Origin of the sequence: Staphylococcus casei (assembly GCF_030294405.1) — a bacterium.
GTDB lineage: Bacteria > Bacillota > Bacilli > Staphylococcales > Staphylococcaceae > Staphylococcus > Staphylococcus succinus.
In genome coordinates this window covers 2,227,592-2,249,078 of sequence record NZ_CP125718.1, presented here as the reverse complement: position 1 = coordinate 2,249,078, position 21,487 = coordinate 2,227,592, and the positions used below count along the sequence as shown (strand labels likewise).

At 32.2% G+C, this 21,487-nt stretch carries 25 protein-coding genes; 15 read left to right on the top strand and 10 right to left on the bottom strand.

What is annotated here, in order from left to right; all coding sequences use genetic code 11:
- The first annotated feature begins 5 nt into the window (after positions 1-5).
- Complete coding sequence (locus QMO72_RS10950; protein WP_103268107.1) at positions 6-494, top strand: DUF456 domain-containing protein; 489 nt, start codon at positions 6-8, stop codon at positions 492-494.
- 292 nt (positions 495-786) lie between these two features.
- The gene (locus QMO72_RS10945; RefSeq protein WP_069823534.1) at positions 787-1,950 is read left to right on the top strand and encodes an MFS transporter; all 1,164 of its coding nucleotides are present in this window, start codon (positions 787-789) and stop codon (positions 1,948-1,950) included.
- A gap of 188 nt (positions 1,951-2,138) precedes the next feature.
- Here QMO72_RS10945 and QMO72_RS10940 read toward each other — a convergent pair whose 3' ends face one another.
- The gene (locus QMO72_RS10940) at positions 2,139-2,822 is read right to left on the bottom strand and encodes a DUF1129 family protein (RefSeq protein WP_103268106.1); all 684 of its coding nucleotides are present in this window, start codon (positions 2,820-2,822) and stop codon (positions 2,139-2,141) included.
- 95 nt (positions 2,823-2,917) lie between these two features.
- Here QMO72_RS10940 and QMO72_RS10935 point away from each other — a divergent pair, with 95 nt between their 5' ends.
- The 4 genes from QMO72_RS10935 (at position 2,918) to QMO72_RS10920 (ending at position 4,933) form a co-directional block, all read left to right on the top strand.
- Positions 2,918-3,385, top strand: coding sequence for a GNAT family N-acetyltransferase (locus QMO72_RS10935; protein ID WP_103268105.1), 468 nt, complete (start codon positions 2,918-2,920; stop codon positions 3,383-3,385).
- A 44-nt stretch (positions 3,386-3,429) separates the two neighbouring features.
- Positions 3,430-3,642, top strand: a complete 213-nt coding sequence (locus QMO72_RS10930) for an SA0632 family lipoprotein (RefSeq protein WP_046837131.1) — start codon at positions 3,430-3,432, stop codon at positions 3,640-3,642.
- Positions 3,643-3,983: 341 nt separating this feature from the next.
- Positions 3,984-4,280, top strand: a complete 297-nt coding sequence (locus QMO72_RS10925; RefSeq protein ID WP_046837132.1) for a hypothetical protein — start codon at positions 3,984-3,986, stop codon at positions 4,278-4,280.
- A gap of 98 nt (positions 4,281-4,378) precedes the next feature.
- Positions 4,379-4,933 carry a GNAT family N-acetyltransferase gene (locus QMO72_RS10920; protein ID WP_103268104.1) on the top strand — a complete coding sequence of 185 codons (555 nt, stop codon included), beginning with the start codon at positions 4,379-4,381 and terminating at the stop codon, positions 4,931-4,933.
- A gap of 71 nt (positions 4,934-5,004) precedes the next feature.
- Here the strand turns inward: QMO72_RS10920 and QMO72_RS10915 are convergent, their stop codons facing one another.
- Entirely contained in the window at positions 5,005-6,438 is a 1,434-nt protein-coding gene (locus QMO72_RS10915; RefSeq protein ID WP_103268103.1) for an aminotransferase-like domain-containing protein, read from the bottom strand.
- A 177-nt stretch (positions 6,439-6,615) separates the two neighbouring features.
- Between QMO72_RS10915 and QMO72_RS10910 the strand changes: the two genes are divergently transcribed.
- Positions 6,616-7,233: a LysE/ArgO family amino acid transporter gene (locus QMO72_RS10910; protein WP_103268102.1), complete on the top strand. Its 618-nt coding sequence runs from the start codon at positions 6,616-6,618 to the stop codon at positions 7,231-7,233.
- A gap of 99 nt (positions 7,234-7,332) precedes the next feature.
- On the opposite strand, the gene QMO72_RS10905 is transcribed toward QMO72_RS10910, so the two are convergent.
- The 4 genes from QMO72_RS10905 to QMO72_RS10890 form a co-directional block, all read right to left on the bottom strand.
- The gene (locus QMO72_RS10905) at positions 7,333-7,899 is read right to left on the bottom strand and encodes an LOG family protein (RefSeq protein WP_103268101.1); all 567 of its coding nucleotides are present in this window, start codon (positions 7,897-7,899) and stop codon (positions 7,333-7,335) included.
- A gap of 2 nt (positions 7,900-7,901) precedes the next feature.
- Complete coding sequence (locus tag QMO72_RS10900) at positions 7,902-8,366, bottom strand: YaiI/YqxD family protein (RefSeq protein WP_103268100.1); 465 nt, start codon at positions 8,364-8,366, stop codon at positions 7,902-7,904.
- A gap of 4 nt (positions 8,367-8,370) precedes the next feature.
- Positions 8,371-8,865 (bottom strand): hypothetical protein, encoded by a 495-nt coding sequence (locus tag QMO72_RS10895; protein ID WP_103268099.1) that lies wholly within the window; start codon positions 8,863-8,865, stop codon positions 8,371-8,373.
- 210 nt (positions 8,866-9,075) lie between these two features.
- A complete protein-coding gene (locus tag QMO72_RS10890; RefSeq protein ID WP_063410205.1) occupies positions 9,076-9,951 on the bottom strand; it encodes an undecaprenyl-diphosphate phosphatase in 876 nt (291 codons plus the stop codon).
- Between the two features lie 297 nt (positions 9,952-10,248).
- Between QMO72_RS10890 and QMO72_RS10885 the strand changes: the two genes are divergently transcribed.
- Together QMO72_RS10885 and cydC are read left to right on the top strand one after the other, a co-directional pair.
- Positions 10,249-11,880, top strand: coding sequence for an ABC transporter ATP-binding protein/permease (locus tag QMO72_RS10885; RefSeq protein WP_103268098.1), 1,632 nt, complete (start codon positions 10,249-10,251; stop codon positions 11,878-11,880).
- Positions 11,877-13,553 carry a thiol reductant ABC exporter subunit CydC gene (gene cydC / locus QMO72_RS10880; protein ID WP_103268097.1) on the top strand — a complete coding sequence of 559 codons (1,677 nt, stop codon included), beginning with the start codon at positions 11,877-11,879 and terminating at the stop codon, positions 13,551-13,553. Before QMO72_RS10885 ends, cydC begins: the two co-directional genes overlap by 4 nt.
- A 133-nt stretch (positions 13,554-13,686) precedes the next feature.
- On the opposite strand, the gene mgrA is transcribed toward cydC, so the two are convergent.
- On the bottom strand, positions 13,687-14,130 hold the full coding sequence (gene mgrA, locus QMO72_RS10875) for a global transcriptional regulator MgrA (protein ID WP_069823546.1): 444 nt from the start codon (positions 14,128-14,130) through the stop codon (positions 13,687-13,689).
- A 225-nt stretch (positions 14,131-14,355) separates the two neighbouring features.
- Between mgrA and QMO72_RS10870 the strand changes: the two genes are divergently transcribed.
- The 5 genes from QMO72_RS10870 (at position 14,356) to mdh (ending at position 18,263) form a co-directional block, all read left to right on the top strand.
- A complete protein-coding gene (locus QMO72_RS10870; RefSeq protein WP_103268096.1) occupies positions 14,356-15,282 on the top strand; it encodes a CobW family GTP-binding protein in 927 nt (308 codons plus the stop codon).
- A gap of 35 nt (positions 15,283-15,317) precedes the next feature.
- A complete protein-coding gene (locus tag QMO72_RS10865) occupies positions 15,318-16,226 on the top strand; it encodes an aldo/keto reductase (RefSeq protein WP_103268095.1) in 909 nt (302 codons plus the stop codon).
- A gap of 26 nt (positions 16,227-16,252) precedes the next feature.
- On the top strand, positions 16,253-16,552 hold the full coding sequence (locus tag QMO72_RS10860; protein WP_103268094.1) for a hypothetical protein: 300 nt from the start codon (positions 16,253-16,255) through the stop codon (positions 16,550-16,552).
- A 53-nt stretch (positions 16,553-16,605) separates the two neighbouring features.
- Entirely contained in the window at positions 16,606-17,208 is a 603-nt protein-coding gene (locus tag QMO72_RS10855; protein ID WP_069823550.1) for a DedA family protein, read from the top strand.
- Positions 17,209-17,327: 119 nt separating this feature from the next.
- The gene (gene mdh / locus QMO72_RS10850; RefSeq protein ID WP_103268093.1) at positions 17,328-18,263 is read left to right on the top strand and encodes a malate dehydrogenase; all 936 of its coding nucleotides are present in this window, start codon (positions 17,328-17,330) and stop codon (positions 18,261-18,263) included.
- 70 nt (positions 18,264-18,333) lie between these two features.
- Here the strand turns inward: mdh and QMO72_RS10845 are convergent, their stop codons facing one another.
- The 3 genes from QMO72_RS10845 to QMO72_RS10835 form a co-directional block, all read right to left on the bottom strand.
- A complete protein-coding gene (locus QMO72_RS10845) occupies positions 18,334-18,609 on the bottom strand; it encodes a hypothetical protein (RefSeq protein ID WP_063410204.1) in 276 nt (91 codons plus the stop codon).
- Complete coding sequence (locus tag QMO72_RS10840) at positions 18,606-19,223, bottom strand: DUF1361 domain-containing protein (RefSeq protein ID WP_071331409.1); 618 nt, start codon at positions 19,221-19,223, stop codon at positions 18,606-18,608. Before QMO72_RS10840 ends, QMO72_RS10845 begins: the two co-directional genes overlap by 4 nt.
- A gap of 445 nt (positions 19,224-19,668) precedes the next feature.
- The gene (locus QMO72_RS10835; protein WP_069823553.1) at positions 19,669-20,088 is read right to left on the bottom strand and encodes a PPC domain-containing DNA-binding protein; all 420 of its coding nucleotides are present in this window, start codon (positions 20,086-20,088) and stop codon (positions 19,669-19,671) included.
- Positions 20,089-20,296: 208 nt separating this feature from the next.
- On the opposite strand from QMO72_RS10835, the gene norA reads away from it, so the two are divergent.
- Positions 20,297-21,457 carry a multidrug efflux MFS transporter NorA gene (norA, locus tag QMO72_RS10830; protein ID WP_069823554.1) on the top strand — a complete coding sequence of 387 codons (1,161 nt, stop codon included), beginning with the start codon at positions 20,297-20,299 and terminating at the stop codon, positions 21,455-21,457.
- The last annotated feature ends 30 nt before the right edge of the window (positions 21,458-21,487 follow it).

The following is a 21,487-nucleotide window of genomic DNA, read 5'->3' as shown; positions in this document are numbered from 1 at the left end:
TCCAAATGGCAGCTATATTATGGTTATTAATTATAGTAGCTTTTATTTTAGCCTTTGTCGGTTTAATTAAACCGATTATTCCATCTGTACTCGTATTATGGGTTGGTTTTCTAATTTATCAATTCGGTTTTCATAATGGTCATTTATCATGGATTTTCTATGTTTCTATGATTTTGTTCACAATATTTATTTTAGTAGCAGATTTCTTAATGAATAAATATTTCGTGAATAAATTTGGTGGTTCTAAAATGAGTGAATATGCTGCACTTGTTGGTGTGATCATTGGTTGCTTTGTTTTTCCGCCATTTGGTATTATCATTATTCCTTTTGTAGCAGTACTAATTGTAGAAATGATTCAAGAGCCAAATTTGGCAAAAGCATTGAAAGCAAGTTTTGGCTCGGTTGTCGCTTTCTTAGCGAGTTCCGCTGCACAAGCATTTATCATGTTTATTATGGTTGTTTGGTTCTTCATAGATGCGTTATTGATCAATTAAAATTCAATTTATAGAGTTAGTTATAATCTTTCGAAATTTAGGTGCAATGAGACGTGACACTTATTCATTTCGTTAGATGATAGCTGACTCTTTTTTTGTTACAAAATGTATTTCAGTGTGTAAATAGATAGCAAATAATTTTAAAAAAGGCAAATTGATGAATGTCAAATGAAATGTAAGCGTATTTATGATATAAATTGATGAAAATTGAGCAACACCCTTGTTTTCACTTACTTAATTTTAGTATAATCACAACCATGTTTGAAAAAATCGGAAATTGGAGGGAGCCAAAATGAAATATCCAGTTGCTATATGGATGCTTGCGATTGGAGCGTTTGCGATAGGGATGTCGGAATTTGTTATTATGGGACTATTACCGAACATTGCGCGAGATTTTGACGTTTCAGTAAGCCAAGCGGGACAACTTATTACTGGCTATGCATTGGGTGTAGCTATTGGTGGTCCAATTTTAGTTATGTTAACAATTAAATGGAATCGTAAATATTTGTTACTTGCATTAATGGGGATTTTTATACTAGGAAACTTAGCAGTTTCATTTAGCCCCAGTTATGGATTAATGATGACAAGTCGTATTATTACTTCATTAGCGCATGGTTCATTCTTTGGTATTGGTTCAATTTTAGCAGCTAGTATGGTCAGACCTGAAAAACGTGCAAGTGCTATGGCTTTAATGTTTATGGGACTTAGTTTAAGTAATATTCTTGGCGTACCATTTGGAACATTAGTTGGCCAAAATTTTGGATGGCCTATGACATTTATAATTATCTCAATTATAGGCGCTTTAGCATTAATTGGTATTATTGTGTTTGTACCAATGCAACGTGACACTGTGAAGTCTTCAGTACTTAATGAATTGAAGATTTTAAAAGAAAAACGCTTGTGGTTGACTTTAGCAGTTACATTATTTGGATTTAGCAGTGTGTTTGCATATTTCACATATATTTCTTCAGTATTGACTGAAGTGTCACACGTGCAAGAACATTTAATTTCTTTCCTATTAATTATTTTTGGAGTCGGTGTGACTTTAGGCAATATTGTTGGAGGTAAACTTGCAGACAAAAATATAAATAAGGCATTGCAAGTTATATTTGTAGTCTTTATTCTTTATTTCATCTTATTATACTTTATACAAATGAACGGTTTCCTAATGGTTGCGGGGATTTTCTTCTTTGGTTTGATAGGATTTAGTATGAGTCCTTCATTACAATTTAAAAGTACGCTTATTTCAAAAGATGCTCCAACGCTTGCTAGTACATTGAATCAATCCGCTTTTAATTTAGGTAATGCTTTAGGTGCTTTTATAGGTGGCGTAGTTGTGACTAACTTACCTTTGGCATCATTAAGCCTTATTGCACCAATTTTGACAGCGATAGGTCTTGTATTTTTATCCATCAGTATTGTTGTAGAGAGAAAAGAAGGTATGGCACCATCATAGAGATAGTGTGATTTAGATTTAATCATGTATAATTTTACGCGTTATCAGTCATTTGAGTGATCAATGCTAATATTCAAAATTAAAAGCACCCATCTATTTTTTATAGATGGGTGCTTTTAAGCATATAAATGGAGACAAGTCTATTTTATATGCACTATGAATTGAAACATAACGCTTTAGCTTTCTAGTTATAGAGAAGTATTTGCATTTTTATTTACATAGTGATGATCCACATATAGTGCTATAGGCAATATAATTAAAGAGAAAATGATAAAGGTCCAATTGCTAATCATAAGATAAGGGCCAAAAGCTAAAATAGATTGTGGTATGAAAAACACATAGAATATTGCAGATAAAAGCAATAATATGACGATATAGGTTAAAACCCAAGTCCAATGTGATTTAGTGAAACATTGCATTTGAACGGTTCTAAACAGCATCCATATAAATAAAAATATAATTCCAATTCCCACTATAACCATGATTGGAAACGTGTATAAATATAGGCGATTCGCACCAATAAAGAAGCCGATAAATCCTTTTAAAAAACAAAAAATACCTATAAATAATATGAAATGTTGCATAATATATTTGAAAATGTTTACTAATGTCTCATTTGGAAGCTTTTTTAATTCTGACTTCGCATGTGCTTTAGGATTATGATCAAAGAAATCCATTGCGAGTTGACCTTCTTTTTCAGCTCTAAATAATTGATGTAAGATGCGATTTAACATCTTTTCTGAATCATGTGGATTTACGCTTAAATCTGCACGAACGAAAGTTATATATTTTTCAAAAATAGCTCTATCGGTGTTATTCAATCGCAAAGATTTTACATTATTTTCACGCGTTAATCTTTCAGTAGATTTCATTTGAATTTTGCAGTCCTTTTTATAAAATATAATAATAAGGACAATTATGACGAATATAACAGTATAAATCAACATTACTTTTCAAAGGAGTAAATATGAAGAAAGTTTCTTATCAACAAAAAGACGCTATATATGAAATTGCTAAAATACATGAACGAGAACTTGAACGTCAATATGAACATTATCATATGACGTCAATATCTATTGCACTACGTGAAGAAATGATTGAACGTGGTTTATACTATAAGCGTGATATCATATTAGCAGATTTCGAAAAGAACCAATTAAAAGGATTTATTTGGGCGCGATACGACAAAAATCTTGATAAAGTCGTGATTGAAATGCTTTATGTAGATGAACAATATCGTCAACAAGGACTTGCTTCACGATTTAAAGATGCAATCGAAGACTGGGCAATTTTACTAGGTGTACAACAAATTGAAAGTACCGTTGCTTATGACAATATACAGATGAAAAATATAAATCTGCAACGTGATTATCATATTAGTAAGGTAATTATGACAAAAAACTTAAAGACAATTAATGAAGATAACAAAAAATAATGATAAAATTAATATATTATAATGAAATATGAAGGAGTTCCTACATGAAAAAATGTTTAACACTCATATTGGCAGCAACGATTACATTGTCTGCATGTGGTAAAAGTGATGAAAAAGCTGCATTGGAAAAAGACGTGGATAAATTAGAAAAGCAAAATAAAGATTTGAAGAAACAACAAGAAAAATTGAAAAAAGAACACGATAAATTAAAAGAAAAGTCAAAAAGTCTAGAAAAAGATATTAGTGCGGATACATAGTACCATAATCCTACTTGTTATAACGTTACATTTACAATTAATGAACGATGACCATATTACTTTTTTACTTTATATGTATAATCTAACTCGATGATGTTCGATAGAATTATCAAATTGTAGTACAGTATGTCTTCGAAAATTATTGTACTATGGTTTTAGGAATTGCTATAATGGGTATCATTAATCATAATGTAGTTTAGTGTAAAACATATAAGAGTAAAAATATAAATAATAATAATCGCATAAAGGTTAATTATTATTCAAAAATATTACTTCATAGGGTTGCTTGTTTTATAGGATGAAGTAAATAATTATGCTACATAGGGAGAGAGGTAATCATTATGCATGAAAAAGATTTTAACTTATTAGAAGGTCGCACGATTACTTTACCAGAATTAGGTAGAGAAATTGAAAATATTACGGGTAGACAAATTAAAGACTCAACAGGCGAAATCAAACGTGTGATTGCACACTTACCAAATTTCGAGTCCGATACAGACACATTTGTTGCTACCTATAGATTAAATCATAAAAATGATTTTATTGATGCAACATTCACTGCGCCAAAAAGTGAACGTAATCGTTTAAAAGAAGTAGCAGTAAATGTTGAATTAATTAGTTATATTTCAAAAGCATAATCACTTTTGAAAATTTAGAGGGTGGCGCGGTATGACAAGTCTCATAACGCGTTACTTTTCTATAGAAATTTATTTTACCAGTTTAGAGGTGTAACGCTATGACAGTTTATATTGAAACTGAACGTTTAAGGTTACGAGACTGGCAAGAGGAAGATTTAATATTATTCCAACAAATGAATGCCAATCCACAAGTTAGGAGATACTTTCCAAGCTTATTAAGTTATCGACGTTCAGAACACGATATGAATAAAATGAATGAAAATATAAAAGCTCACGGTATTGGTTTGTTTGCTGTTGAATTGAAAGAAACCAATGGTTGGTTAGGCTTCATTGGTTTGAATTATGTGAGTAAAGAAAGTAAATATTCATTTGAAGAACTACCTTTTAATGAAATTGGCTGGCGTTTAATCCCTGAAGTTTGGGGCAATGGATTTGCTACAGAAGGGGCTGAAGCAGTCTTGAATTATGCTAGAGAAAAAGGTGTGAATGAAGTATATGCCTTTACATCAGAAAACAATGAACCTTCACGTAAAGTCATGGAAAAGATTGGCATGACTGTTTACGATTATTTTGATTATCCTGACCTTAATAAACAGCATCCCCTAAAAAAATGTGTAAGGTATTATAAAGATTTAACTAGAGTTATAAAATAGCAATAGGCTGTACTAGGATACAAAGATCCATAAAGTCATGGATCTTTGTATCCTAGTTTTTGTTTCAGCAGCTAACAAGAATTTAGAGATAATTGTGATTTTATAAGTTTACTTAGTGTATATAAAGCATGATCTATGTCCTCTATATTAATGTAAGCATATGAAAAACGGATATAGTTTGATGATTGTGTATCATATATCTCTCCGGGATTGATAAGTATATGATGTTTTATTGCTTCATCAAATAACGATTTCATATCAATGGCAACATTGAGTTTGCACCAAATATAGAATGAACCTTGTGGTATTTGCCATGTGCCGATTTGATTAAAGTAAGTCGTGAGCGATGTCAAAAAAGCATCTCGCTTAGTTATGAGCGCTTGCTTTAAGGTCTGAATATGATGATCGTGGTACTTTGGGTTGTTTAGCCACTCAGTAGCAACGAATTGCGATAGAGAACTTGCACCATAGTCATTTTGCATTTTTAAATCGGCTAAATGCGAGACAACCGAAGCTTTACCAATAATCCAACCTATTCTTAACCCAGGGCTTACGGTTTTGGATAGACTATTTAAATATAAAATATTATCGTTATCCTCTAAAGATTTCAGTGGTGTAGGGCGAAAACCTTCAAAATATAAATCACCATATACATCATCTTCTACAATTGGGATACCAGTTTGTTTACATTGAGCGATTAGCTTTTGCTTTTGCTCTAATGTGTATGTATGTTGAGTGGGGTTATGTAAATTAGGGATACAGTAAAAAATACTATTGTGATATTCGGATTGAGCTTTAAATATATTGTTAATGTTTTTCTTTATTTCAGTTATGGGCAGGTATTTGATATCTGCTCTATTGTTATGCCAAGTGTGTATAGAGTTAATATAAGATGGGGTTTCGACAATAATTTTAGATTGAGGGATTAATAACCCATCCGCAATTAATTTTAAGCCTTGTAATGCGCCAGAGGTAATACAAACGTTGTCTGTTGTGCATATAATGCCAAGTTTCTTAACATGATTAACTATCGCTGATCTAAGGTTTAAATTCCCTAATGGAGGTTCATAATTAGTGTTGAGCAAATTTGTAGCTTGGTTGGAAGAAAGGATATCCTGAAACTTGCCATTAGGTATTAGATTTGGCGCTAACTCCCCAGTACCTAGGCGGATTATATTTGGATTAAATTCTAATTCATTTATTCTTTGTATGAAATACTGATTATTTTTAGAGGTGCTATTACTCATATACTTATGCCAATTTATATTATTACTGATATATGTATTGAGTTTATTGTCAGAAAGAAACAAACCGCTTCGTGCTTTAGCCTCTAAAACACCATAGCTTTGAAGAATATCTAATGCCTGTATAACAGTTGAACGGTTAACGTTATAATGTTGTACCATTTGTCTTTGTGAAGGTAATTTCATACCTGGTTCCAACGTGCCCTCGTTTATTTGTTTCATGATATCATCGATAATTTGCTTGTATTTTGGTTTAAACATACATATTCTCCTATGCTATCTGGTTGGTATTTTTATTGTGTACTGGTTGGTCCATTTTCTGTGGATTTATTATAGCATAGTCATTGCAGATAATGTATTAAGCAGAGTTTTGAAGTATGACTATGAAATGAACTGGTACAGTTTTCTGTGAAATTGATTAGGAAGGGGAATAGGCGTATGCTACAGCCGTTAATTCATGGTTTCTTATTAGCATTGGGATTAATATTACCTTTAGGAGCGCAAAATGTTTTGGTATTTAATCAGGGTGCAAATTATAAAAGTATTTTCAAAGTATTACCTGTAATTATTACAGCAGGGGTATGTGATTCATTATTAATTATCTTAGCAATCTTAGGGGTTTCAGTGATTTTATTGTCATTTCCTATACTGCAGATAACGATTTATTGTATTGGATTAGTATTTTTATTATATATGGCATGGAGCATGTGGATGGCAAAGCCAGAAAAATTAGGCACTACGCGTCCCATGACCACAAAGCAACAAATCACGTTTGCTCTGTCTGTTTCGTTACTCAACCCTCATGCAATTATGGATACAATCGGGGTGATAGGCACAAATGGTGCGATTTATGAGGGTGTATCTAAAGGAATATTTATGATAGCAACACTGAGTGTCTCGTGGGTGTGGTTTTTTCTTTTAGCCATTTTAGGAAAAGCGATGGGCCATATGGATACATCAGGAAAATACATTATAATGATTAATAAAATATCTGTGGTTATTATTTTGGTAGTTTTCGGAATAATATTCAAACAATTAATGATGATTGTTTGTTAAAAGAAAAAGAAAGAGGTTGGACATGAATAATGTATGCTGAAAGCTGATATATAGCATCCAAGATATATTATTGCATCCGACCTCTTTTTAGTTTAAATGTTAATCATAAGTTCTTACACCTAGTGGTTTGTAGTTATGAATCGTTTCGAAAAGTTGTTCTTTAGTATCGCATAAAGGCGCTAGACGACTATACTTAGCGTCAATAAATCCTTCACTAATCATATGGTTAAGCAGTGTTTGCAAAGGTCCAAAGAAATTATTAATATTAAAAACAGCAATGGGTTTTTCATGAATTCCAATTTGAGCCCAACTATACATTTCAAAAAATTCTTCTAAAGAACCAGCACCACCCGGAGCCATTACAAAGGCGTCTGCAAGTTCGGCCATTTTATTTTTTCGTTCGTGCATAGAGTCCACAAGTATGAGTTCGCTTAATTTATTACTTGTGATTTCTCGTTCATTTAGCATATTAGGCATAACGCCAATTGCTTGGCCCCCATGATCTAATACACCATCTTGAATTGCGCCCATAATACCAACGGAGCCAGCACCAAATACTAATTCGTATTCTTGTTGGGCCATGTATTTTCCTAATTGGTATGCTTCATTCATGTATGATTCGTCTTTGCCTTTACTGGCACCACAATATACGGCAATTCTTTTCATAGTTATTCCTCCTTTTCAGATATTTGTGCTTTAATAATAGATGAAAATATAGATTCAAAAACTGAAACATCTTGTTCAGTAAATGCAGAAGGGCCTTTTGTGCGACCGCCACTTTTCCTAAATTGAGCACTTGCATGTCGCTGTTCAAGCAGCGTGTCAATATTTTGATGAGTAAAAGTGAATCCCTTGTGGTGCATAACTATTTTTACTTTATTTAATAGTAAGCTTGCTAACCCATAGTCTTGAGTTATTACAATATCATTGGGTTGTGCAAGCTTAACAATTCTGTAGTCTACAGCATCCGGACCGTCGTCTACATAAATGACTTTCACGTGGTTTGGTTGAACAACGGTGGAAAAATGACTAAAGCTACGTACAATTGTAACAAAAATGCCTGTCCCTAGAGTCAATTCAATTACTGAATTGGTTACAGGACAAGCATCTCCATCTATAATGACTTGGGTCATAAGTTTATTTACCTTTGTCTTCGTTGTTTTGTTTTACAACACTCTTGGCCACGTAGTCTTTATATTTTTTGAACTCAGATAAGCGATTTTTTTTGTTTTTCTCTTGAGCTTTGTCTTCTTCTTTATGACGTTTGTCGATATTTTTTTGCAATAATTTATCTAACTTTTTAATGTCTTTACGATTTTCTTTTTCTAACCTTTCGCCTTTTTTCTCAATATAAGCAGGGTCGTATGCTTTAGCAATACGTTTAAGTTCGCGTTTTTGATCTACATTGTGCTTTTTGTCTGCAACGTAGTCTTTTGCATGTGATGATTTTTCTACAACACTATCCTTGAATTGGACTGATTTATTCGCAACGGTTTTAGATGCACTAACTGTTGCATCAGTTGCTTTTTTCACATCAGGATGATCTTTAATACGTTTGCGCTCAACGATGAGCGGTACTAAGAACACAGGTAATACTGTGATGATTGTTTTAATTAATTGCTTTTTGTCCATACTCGTTGCCTCCATTTAATTTATACTATCTACTTATTACCCTATGATACAGGAAAATAAACTGTAATTACAGCTTATTACAACGTATTTGCTAAAAAATAATTGTGATAAAACTGCTAAATATAGTATCTGAATTTATATAGTTCAAGTTTGCCGATAAAGAAAAATCTCTACTTCTTAGTTAACAACTAAAAGTAGAGATGTGTCGGTTTATTCTCCTGAAATACCTTGACCAATACCGAAACCGAAATAAAGAATAGCTATGATGATGACTAATACAATTCTGTATATTGCAAAAGGTATTAATTTAACTTTACTAATGAGAAAGAGGAAGGTTTTAATTGCAATTAAACCTACAATAAATGCTGCTAAGAAACCTAAAATATAGAAACCAATGTGGTTTAAATGTATATATTCAAAGTTTTTAACTAATGATAGTGCACTTGCTGCTAACATTACAGGAACAGCCATGATGAAGGTGAAATCAGAAGCTGACTTATGATTCATCTTCATCAATACACCAGTAGAGATTGTAGACCCAGATCTACTAAAACCTGGCCACATGGCTACAGCTTGAGACAACCCAATAATAAAAGCTTGTAAGTAATTGATTTGATCAACTGTCTTTGGATTTGTAACTTTTTTACTATAAATATCTGCAATAATCATATATATTGCGCCAATGAATAGTCCTATCATTACTGTTGGTACACTAAATAGGTATTTTTCAATGACATCATCAAATAATACGCCCAGTATACCAGCTGGTATCATACCTACTAATATATGTAGTAGGTTTAAACGTTTTGGTTTTTGACCAATACCATCAATTGGTTCTGATCTATATTTACCGATATGTAACATTTCAAAATAGCGTTCACGGAATACCCAGGCACCAGCGAAAACAGAACCAAGTTGAATTACAATCTTAAAGGTAAATGCTGATTGAGATCCTAAAAATTCACTTGATTTTAACCACATGTCATCGATAAGGATCATATGACCTGTAGAAGACACAGGTGCAAACTCTGTTAAACCTTCGACGATACCTAGAATGATACCTTTTATCAATTCAAGTATTAACATATTTTACCTACTTTCATATCACTTATTAAATTTTATACATTTTCATTTTATCATGATAGCATAATAAAAATGTGATTTACCACATATAACTGAGATTTCAGTCTCAAGACTTAAAATAATTTTACAAAATAAATTGTTCTAATAAAGCCATTTAAAAAATAATAGTAAATATTATTAAATAGTGTAATTTGAATTTATGACAAAAATATGAATTAAGCATAAAAAAGTGCTTAAAATTATGAGCGAATTCATTTAATTTTTACGTAATGAGTCTATAATGTGAAGCAGGTGATATTTGTGAAAAGATTAACAAGTTTAGCAATTAAATATAAAATATATCCAGCGTGTATGTTTGTAATCAGTATATTATTAGCGATTACAGTGGTTGTTCAGAACATTTCAATAGCAGAAGTGTTAAATGCAGTATTGTTGGATACTAAAAAAGATTTATTGGGATTACTATTATTTATATTAGTTGTGTTATTAGCGAGAGCAACATTTAATACGCTTAATCAAATGATAGGTAATCGTATGTCGACAAAAGTTAAACAACATTTACGACGTCAGCTTATTTTAAAGCAGTCTAAAGAACCTATAGGTGTTCAAATGAATACCTTGACTGAAAATATGGATGGCATTGTACCTTTTTTTAATAGTTATCTTCCGCAAGTATTTAAATCTATGATGATTCCAATTTTTATTATTATAGCAATGTGTTTTATACACTTAAATACCGCTTTAATTATGATGGTGACTGCACCCTTTATTCCACTTTTTTATATTATTTTCGGACTGAAAACAAGAGATGAATCTAAAGACAAAATGACGTACTTAAACGAGTTTAGTCAACAATTTTTAAATAAAGTGAAAGGGCTTATAACGCTAAAACTTTTCAATCGAACAGAACAAACTGAAAAAGCACTATATGAAGAGAGTACAACGTTTAGAGATTTAACCATGCGTATCTTAAAAAGTGCTTTTTTATCAGGATTGATGTTGGAATTTATTAGCATGTTGGGAATTGGTCTTGTAGCCTTAGAAGCAGGATTAGGATTGATATTATTTGATAGTATTGATTTTAAAACAGCAGCAATTGCTATTATATTAGCGCCAGAGTTTTATAATGCAATAAAGGATCTAGGTCAGTCATTCCATACAGGAAAGCAAAGTGAAGGATCGAGTGATGTTGTCTTTGAGTTATTAGATAACCAAGAGGAAGTAGATAATAGAGTGCCTAATTTTAATGCACAACAAAATGCACTTATTAAAGTGGACAAGGTATCATATAAATATGATTCTGCGCCACATAATGCATTGAGTGAGATAAATTTGGATATTCATAAAGGCGAACAAATTGCGCTTATAGGAGAAAGTGGCGCTGGTAAATCTACATTGGCGCAATTGATTGTACAGCGATATATACCTAATTCAGGAACTATAACATACAATCAACCCAATTTAAGCATTGGATTTTTAAGTCAGTCTCCTTATATTTTTAATGCTTCAATACGCGATAACATTACGATGTTTCAATCTATTGAGGACGCTGAAGTTTTAAAAGTGTTAGAAGCGGTTGGCATGAAAGATAAAGTCCTATCTTTGAAGCATGGTTTGGATACGTGGATAGGAGAAGGTGGAGAAATGCTCTCAGGCGGGCAAATGAGGCGAATAGAGCTATCGCGCGTGTTAGTAGCACAACCAGACGTTTTAGTCTTTGATGAGCCTGCAACAGGCTTAGATGTGCAAACAGAAAATATTATACAAAATGTAATCTCACAACAATTTAATAGTACAACAATAATTATAATTGCACATAGAGCACATACAATCAAAAATGCGAATAGACGCGTATATTTAGAAAATGGGCAATTGAAATCATTAGATCAATTGGTAATCAATGAAAACATTAAAGGTGGTGAAGTAACATGAAGCCACATATTCATTTCAAAATAGATAAAGATTTACTACTTTCTATTCTTGTTGGTGTAGTTGGAAGTATAATCGCTTTGGGGATGTTCTTTCTAAGTGGTTACATGGTGACACAAAGCGCCTTGGGTGCGCCACTATTTGCACTAATGGTTTTAATCGTTACAGTGAAGATGTTTGGATTCTTAAGAGCAATTGCAAGATATATCGAAAGATTATTATCTCACAGGACTACTTTCACAATGCTTAGAAACGTGAGAGTTCAATTCTTTAAAAATTTAACTCCTGTGGTCCCAGATGTATATAGAAAATTCAATTCAAGTGAACTGATTGCACGAATGATAGGGAGGGTAGAATCTCTACAAAATATATACTTACGTGTTTATTATCCTCCGGTTGTCATCGGTATCACAGCACTTATTTCTACATTAGTTATGCTATATTTTTCTTATGTCCATGCATTAATCATATGCTTAAGTATGATAGTATCTTTAATTTTAATTCCCTTGTTAAGCGCTAAAAGAGCACGCGCTTTAAAAAAACAGGTAAATGAAGTTCAAGGACAATTTTTAAATCAATTTTATGATTATAAAGAAGGATATGAAGAATTAGAACGTTTTAACCAAACAGTATATTATCAAAATGAAGTACTAGGGCAGTTAGATGCTTATGAAAAAGCACAAGCGAAAGAACAACGATTTTTATCATTATATGAATACAGTTTGAATATCGTTTCGATGTTAGCGCTATTTGCTACTTTATATTTAGGTGTAGTACAAATCCAACACCATCAATTGGACGCAGTATACTTAACAAGTATCGTGTTAATGATGTTAACATTATTTGAACAAGCAATTCCTATGAGTAATGTAGCTTATTATAAAGCAGATACAGATGAAGCTTTAAGTGATATCAATGAGGTCATTGCACACCCTATGCATCAAGGAACTGAATCTATCCACGCGAATGTCAAAGAAACTTCTAATTTATTAGAGGTACGTGACATTAAATTTAAGTATTGGAATCAATCGAGTTATGTACTTGATGATATCCAGTTATCCATTGCTAAAGGAGAGCATATAGCAATCATTGGACCATCAGGATCAGGAAAAAGTTCATTATTACAATTAATGTTAGGTCTATATCAAAGTGATGAAGGAAAAATTCTGTTGAATCATCAGGATATGACTAGGATTTTAGATGAAGAAAAATATAGTCAATTTAATGCTTTGTTACAATCACAACAATTATTTGATGGATCAGTGAAAGAGAATTTATTTACCGAAGCATCGGATGAAGTGATTCGTGATGTATTGGATGGTTTAGGTTTACCACATATTGATTTAGATAGAGTGATTACAATATCCGGCAATACATTATCTGGTGGAGAAATACAAAGACTAGGTATTGCGAGATTACTTTTAAAAGATGCACCAATATGGATGCTCGATGAACCAACTACAGCATTAGATATATATCATACAGATAAAGTGATGAATATGATTCACAATAAAGCACAAACATTAATTGTAGCGACACACGATTTAAGGTTATTGCCAAGTTTTGATAAAATAGTAGTAATGAATGAAGGGAAAATTGTGGAGTGTGGAAGTTATGAAATGTTGCTCGCTCAACAAGGTTATTTATATCAAATGACAGAAATGAATACCATATAATTATACAAGTTGTTTTTTAGTTATTAATAAATCAAGAGCTCAAACACAATTGTGTTTGAGCTCTTAATATAAATAAAGTATATTTAATTAATGTATTTTGATATGTTTCTTACTGAGATTTTACAATAGGTATTTATTTAATTTTTTCTTCTGTAAATGAAGAAATTACTTTGCTAAGTAATCGGTTTAATTCTTTAGTCTCATCTGGGCTTAATGAAGAAGCTACTGCAACATCTTGACAAGCAGTATCTAATTCTGGGCGAATTGCTTCACTCTTATCAGTCAAATGAATAAATACTTCGCGTTGATCTACTTCAGAACGTTCGCGTTTGATTAAATCAACCTGTTCCATTCTTTTAAGTAGCGGGGATACAGTACCTGTATCAAGAGCAAGTTCGGTAACGACTTTTTTCACGTTGACAGGTGACTGTGACCATAAAATTGTTAAAACTAAAAACTGTGGGTAAGTCAATTTGTATTGCTTAAAGACATTATTAGAGTAGTAGCGATTTACTTGTCTCTGAGCATTGTACAAACTAAAACAAAGTTGATCCTTTAAATTAAGTTCTTCAGACATAAAGTTCTCCTCCAGACATTCTATCCGTTTTTTTATTCTTTGTGTATCGGACTGAATCCGTCTAATGTTGTGTGTGACACTTCCTTAGACATACTTTGGCACTTTGCCGTGCTAAAATAAATTGTGTTTAAATTTCAGAAGAAATCTAAAATTATCAAGTAAAGGGTTAATTATATGAATAATTTACCTTTAATGCAAACATTTTTTGAGAAATGAGTGATTAGTATGACAAATAAAGAAGACTCAAGAATATCTATAACAGTAATAACTGGATTTTTAGGTAGTGGTAAAACCACATTTTTAAGTAATTATGTAAAATATTTACTTAGTAACAACGAAAAACCTAGCATTATCGTAAATGAATACGGCAATTTAAATATAGACAGCAGTACATTAAGCGATGATGTAAAGGTTGCATCGATATTAAATGGCTGCGTATGTTGTGACTTGCAACTAGATTTAATAAAACAATTAAAACATTTTCTAAAGGAAAGTGCAATGCAACATATTATAATTGAAGCCACAGGTATCGCTCATCCAATTGAAATCATAGCTGCGTGCCAAGACCCAGAAATCGTAGAAAACGTTAATCCTCCAGTCATCATAGGTCTTGTGGATGCGCCAAGATTTTTAGCTAGAAACAATTATTCAAATAATACAAAACTTTTAATGGAAGAGCAATTATCTGTAAGTGATACAATCATTATAAATAAAATGGATTTAATTGATGCGTCGGAACGAGAAGCATTAAATAGCATTTCTGACATTAATGCATATGCGCCAAAAGTGTATACAACCTATGCAGAAGTAGATATGAATAAATTGTTGTCTGTAACGCCCAAAGCTTCTAAAGATATGAGTAATCATGTACATCATCATGGTATGAATAGTATGCAGTATCGTTTTACGGGACCTATAGATAGACAATTATTTTATCAATTTATTTTACGGTTGCCGGATAATGTTCTAAGATTAAAGGGGTATGTAAAGTTTCGAGATATGCCAAATGATATTTACGAATTTCAATATGCACATGGGTTGCCAGATTATCAAATTATCGAGGAAACACTGCCATTAAATATAGTGCTTATCGGGGAAGAAATGGACGTTAACCGATTGCGTAACGAGTTAGAGATGCTGCAATTTACTTGAAATTTCAAATAAAAGTATAAGGGGTGTTGGTAATTATGGATAAAGTAAAGATTAATCAATATGTTTCGTTCTCAAAAGTGATACAAGGATTTTGGAGAGCACAAGATTGGCAATGGACACCGCAACAATTAAATCGCTATTTAAATGAATTAGTGGAACGCGGCATTACAACAATGGATCATGCAGATATTTATGGTGATTATTCATGTGAAGGTGTATTTGGAGAGGCACTGAAATTATCTCCACAATTACGTGAAGAAATGGAAATAGTATCTAAATGTGGTATTGTCTTGCCCTCACACCGTATACAAGGTGCGGATGGACATCGTTATAATCACAGTAAGAAGCATATTCAACAGTCAGTAGAGCGCTCTTTAAAGGAATTACAAGTTGACCACCTTGATACGCTATTAATCCATAGACCTTCACCATTAATGGACCCACAAGAAGTTACAGAAGCGTTAAAAATATTGGTGACTGAAGGTAAAGTGAAATCATTTGGTGTCTCTAATTTCAATAAATCACAATATGATTTACTTAATCAATGTCTCGTTTGTGATAAGTTACATATCACTTTAAATCAACTTGAAGTTTCGCCATACACATTAGATATTATTGAAGATGGCACGATGAATCACATGTTAAAAGATGATGTGAAAATAATGTCTTGGAGCCCAATGGCAGGTGGGAAATTATTCGATTTAGAAGACGAGAAAGCAGCGCGTATTATGACAGTGATTTCACCTTTAACTCAGAAATACAATGTAACAGCAAATGGTATTGTTATGGCTTGGTTTAATAAACATCCAGCAGCTATCATGCCAGTGTTAGGAACACATCAAATTGACCGTATTGATGAAGCCATAGCAGGATTGAAAATTACAATTACGGATCAAGAATGGTTTGATATCTATACGGCCTCTTTAGGTCATGATATCCCATAAAGTGAAATTTTGGAGGAGAGTAAAAAATGAGTAATCAGAACGAAGCACAACGTAGAAGTCAACTTAAGTTTGAACGAAACTTTATAAGCTTTCCATTTTTAGTATTTGCACTAATCGTAGCAATACTCAATATAGCTTATCCAGATATTAATATAATGATGACATTATTTGGGCTGTTTTTCTTATATAATGGCGGCCTATTGTTTGTATCATTTATAAAACATTATAAACGTACGACGATTTTAGCGTTAATACTTACTGTGATGTCTCTTGTTTTATTTGGTTTATCACTTTATTTATACGCAAAGACAAATAATTTATTTTAATCATTAGAATACAATGGTCAATGTTATATGACTTTATACTTTAGGGGGATTAAATGGAAGTCTGGATTACACAATTTATGGAGAAGTTTGGCTACTGGGGGATAGCATTTTTAATCTTTTTAGAAAATGTTTTTCCGCCCATCCCATCTGAAATAATTTTAACTTTTGGAGGATTTATGACAACAAAATCTGAATTAGGTTTTGTTGGTGTAACAATTACTTCGACAATTGGTTCAGTGCTTGGAGCAATTGTCTTATATGGTATTGGCGCATGGATTGGTGAGCGTAATTTGTATCGACTCATTAACCGTTACGGTAAAATTTTACGAGTGAAGACAAAGGATTTAGATAAGACCATTGGATGGTTTGAAAAATATGGTTATTGGACAATCTTCTTCTGTCGTTTTGTACCATTACTGAGAAGTTTGATTTCAATCCCAGCTGGGTTAACACGCATGAACTTGCCTTTATTTATAGTATTTACAACGATTGGAACACTTATATGGAACGTGGTGCTAATTTATTTAGGCCAAGCTGTTGGTGGTAATTGGCATACTATTGTTAATTATATGGACGTTTATTCACGTATTATTTATATTGTTTTAGCAATTTTAATCATATTCTTGATATGGAAATGGCTAAAACGTCAAAAATAGAATAAGTAAATGTGATAGTGTTAGTTAATTAAATTGAATTGCACTTTCAAGCCATACATAACTCTTTATTAAAAACGAGATGTTATAATAAATATATTAAAGACGTTAGAGGGGATATTATGGCAAAGAAAAAAGTTTCAATCATAGGTGCTGGAAACACGGGAGCTACATTAGCATTTATAATTGCTCAACAAGAGTTGGCAGATGTCGTGCTTATTGATCGCCCACATAATGAGGGACAGGTTAAAGGAAAAGCCCTAGATATATTAGAAAGTAGTCCGGTATATGGATTTGATGTCAATGTAACTGGATCCATCGATTATCAGGATACAGCTCATTCTGATATTGTTGTTATAACTGCTGGTGTACCACGTAAACCGGGTATGAGTAGAGACGACTTAGTACAAGTTAATGAAGCAGTAATGTATGATGTTACACAAGAAATTGTTACGCACTCCCCAAACTGTAAAATTATTGTTTTAACGAATCCAGTAGATGCGATGACATATGCTGTAATCAATGCTTCTGGTTTCCCTAAAGAAAGAGTGATTGGTCAGTCTGGAATTTTAGATACAGCGAGATACCAAACCTTTATAGCAGAAGCATTAAATGTATCTGTTAAAGATATTAGAGGGTTAGTTTTGGGAGGTCACGGTGATACTATGGTGCCTTTGATTCACTCTACAAATGTTAACGGCGTACCTTTGAATAAAATGCTAGACACAGCGCAAATAGAACATATTGTAGAGCGCACGAGAAAAGGTGGTGCTGAAATTGTAGAACTACTTGGAAATGGTTCTGCTTATTATGCGCCAGCTTCTGCCATATATAGTATGTTAGAAGCAATCTTAAAGGACCAGAAACGTTTATTACCAAGTATTGCATTATTAGAAGGCGAATATGGTTTTTCTAATATTTGCTTAGGTGTACCTACAGTATTAGGGGAACAAGGCATTGAACGTATAGTTGAATTAGAATTATCGGAAGAAGAACAAGCACAATTAAAAATCTCTGCTGATTCTGTAGTAGAAGTAAAACAATCATTAAAACAATAATAATATTATCGATAATATTAAATAAGAGAGCTATCAGCTTTTAAACGCTGATAGCTCTCTTTGTGTATAATTACATCTTGAAAATACAGATGTATAGTGCAACATATTCGAAAAAGGTCAAAATATACATGTATTTTAATCTTAATTTTACTTTTATAGGCACATTCCATTTAGGAAATTGACGTTCGTAATAAAATAATTGGAGATAAAATAATCCAATGCCTAAGGGAAGGCACATCAATATGATGCTATGAGTGTAAGAAAATCCAATATCATGCAAAAGGTGTCCGATAATCAATTGGGATACGATAAGCACAATAAGCAATATTATGATATTTAATGTCATTTTGCACTTCGTACTCCTTTCGCAAAAGAAAATAATAATATTTGTAAAGCAACTAACAATAGTACAAAGCATAAAGCAGTCAAACTTAGACTTGACCATACTTCGTGAAAAATACGAAGCGGTTCATTAATTAAATAAACAGAATGTAATCGTAAAAAACGACCAATATAAATGCCTAGACCATTGAGAAACATCATAGCCCCAATAATACTTCTATTTAGCCATATATGATGCGTAAATTGTTCCATTTCTAAAAACATTAAAATCAACAGGTAAAGTGCAAGTAATACGGCTGCGACAAGAAAAGTAAAATATGCCCATTCTATTAATAGCAAGCCTCTATAAAAATTAAATGTAAATTGATTTAAATGAATCAAATCAGTAACCATATAAAGCGTGTTAGGCACCATAAATAAGAAAATAAGAGAGAAGATTATAAACAGTGGCCATTCAAATTTAAATTTCGGTTTAAACAAATGTAATAGTAAGCATAATTCAAATGGTACATATGCTAGAAATAAATTTAAAGTCATAAATTTATAATAACTATTAAAGAAAATTGAAATAATGATTAGAATAAGAAAGGCTGATCTAGCTATATAACGAGCATTCATAAGTACACCTACTTTCCTTCAAAAATAAAGCATTTAAAACTATATTGAAAATCACTAGCTAAAAGATAGTAATGAATTTGATAAATTAAAAGGTCAACAAAATTTTCCCTTATCCTATGGAAATCAAGGGAACATAAAACCGTAATTTTGCAATATGAGACTACATGATACAAGCTTCAGATATAAATTTCAATGATAAAAAATAAAATGTTGTAAAAAATAAAACTTGATGTAGCGTGATTACAGTCGTTAATATACGATTGACTTAATTAAAAAAGATGAAAAGAAAATGTTGAAATGAATGATTGATATTAATAAGTAGGGTTATTTTAAAATAATGAGATAGTTATAAATGTGAAAAATACAAAGACTGTGACCTTATATATTTATAAATGCATCAGTCTTTGTATGATAGATCAATTCATTTTGAGAGTAGTGAATACAGTTATAGGTCTAGTAGGTTAAGTCCTATAGTTTCATTATGTTTACGATTTATATCTAAGTTAGTCATATGGATAACGATTTCGGCCGTAGCAGATACGATTGCTTTTGTAAGATGTCCACTTACTGTTTCATATTGGTTTGTACCAAAAGTCGCATGAAGATGTGCAAAAGGTTTGTCGTCGATGTGCGAGATATTACCTAACAAGCTAATTAATTCTAAAGGTTCTTGTATTCTTTTTTTCTCATAGGTTTTGGACTCTATGTTATAGAAGTTAAGTTCAACATCATCACAAGCACCAATACCACTAACTGTGCCAAACTTACCGTTTTGTTCTTTTGCTAAGTCTGTAACCGCTTCTATGATGTCTTCGCCTTGTTCTAATACGAGTACAATTGTTTTTCCGTCTACTTGATATATCATAAATGAACCCCCATCCAAAATTTTAAATTACACCTTTATTATACAAGTAATTTTCTGGTGATTGTATAATTGTGTTTTAATAAGATTTTTTTATTGTGTTTTGTAAGAAAAATAGTATAAACTGTTCTAATATTGTGCTTTCGTCAGTTATACTAAAACCATATGAGTGAAGCATTTTATAAGTATTCTTACGAATGGAGGGAGAAACGTGAATAAGCAATTTGTAATTTTGTATTTTAATATTTTTCTAGTCTTTTTAGGTATAGGTTTAATCGTCCCAGTTCTTCCAGTTTATTTGAAAGATTTAGGATTGAATGGTAGCGATTTAGGTGTGCTTGTTGCAGCATTTGCCTTGGCGCAAATGATTATTTCACCATTTGGAGGTACACTTGCTGACAAGTTAGGCAAAAAATTAATTATTTGTATAGGTTTAGCACTTTTTGCAATTTCAGAATTTTTATTTGCGGTCAGCCATACTTTCTCGCTCCTAATTGTATCAAGAATTCTTGGTGGTTTTAGTGCAGGAATGGTCATGCCAGGTGTTACAGGTATGATTGCAGATCTTTCAAAAGGTAAAGACAAAGCGAAAAATTTTGGTTATATGTCAGCAATTATTAATTCCGGCTTTATTTTAGGTCCTGGTTTAGGTGGTTTCTTAGCTGAATTTTCTCATAGACTACCGTTCTTTGTAGCTGGTTTCAGTGGATGTTTAGCATTAGTACTTTCAGTCGTATTAATTAAAAATCCTAAAAACGAAACACAAGATGGTTTTACAAAATATCAACCAGAATTACTAACTAAAATGAATTGGAAGGTGTTTTTAACACCAATTATCTTAACGCTTGTATTGGCATTTGGTTTATCAGCATTTGAGACATTGTTCCCACTATATACAGCGGATAAGGCACATTATTCACCATTGGATATTTCGATTGCAATTACAGGTGGTGGTATATTCGGTGCAGTATTCCAAGTGTTTTTCTTTGATAAGTTTATGAAATATTTTAAAGAACTTACATTTATCACTTATGCGTTAATATATTCTGCATTAATTTTACTTGGATTAACCTTAGTACACAGTTATTGGTCTATTATGTTAATCAGCTTTGTTGTATTTATCGGTTTTGATATGATACGTCCAGCGATTACAAATTACTTTTCTAACATTGCTGGAGATCGACAAGGATTCGCTGGTGGATTAAATTCAACTTTTACGAGTATGGGAAACTTTATAGGGCCTTTAGTAGCAGGAACATTGTATGATGTTAACTTTGAATTTCCATTATACATGTCAGTCGTTGTTATGTTACTAGGCATACTTGTTATCTACGTAGAAAAAGCAATCAGAGCCAAGTGGCAAAAAACTTAATTAAAATCAAAAAGAAGCGTGTTTATTGAT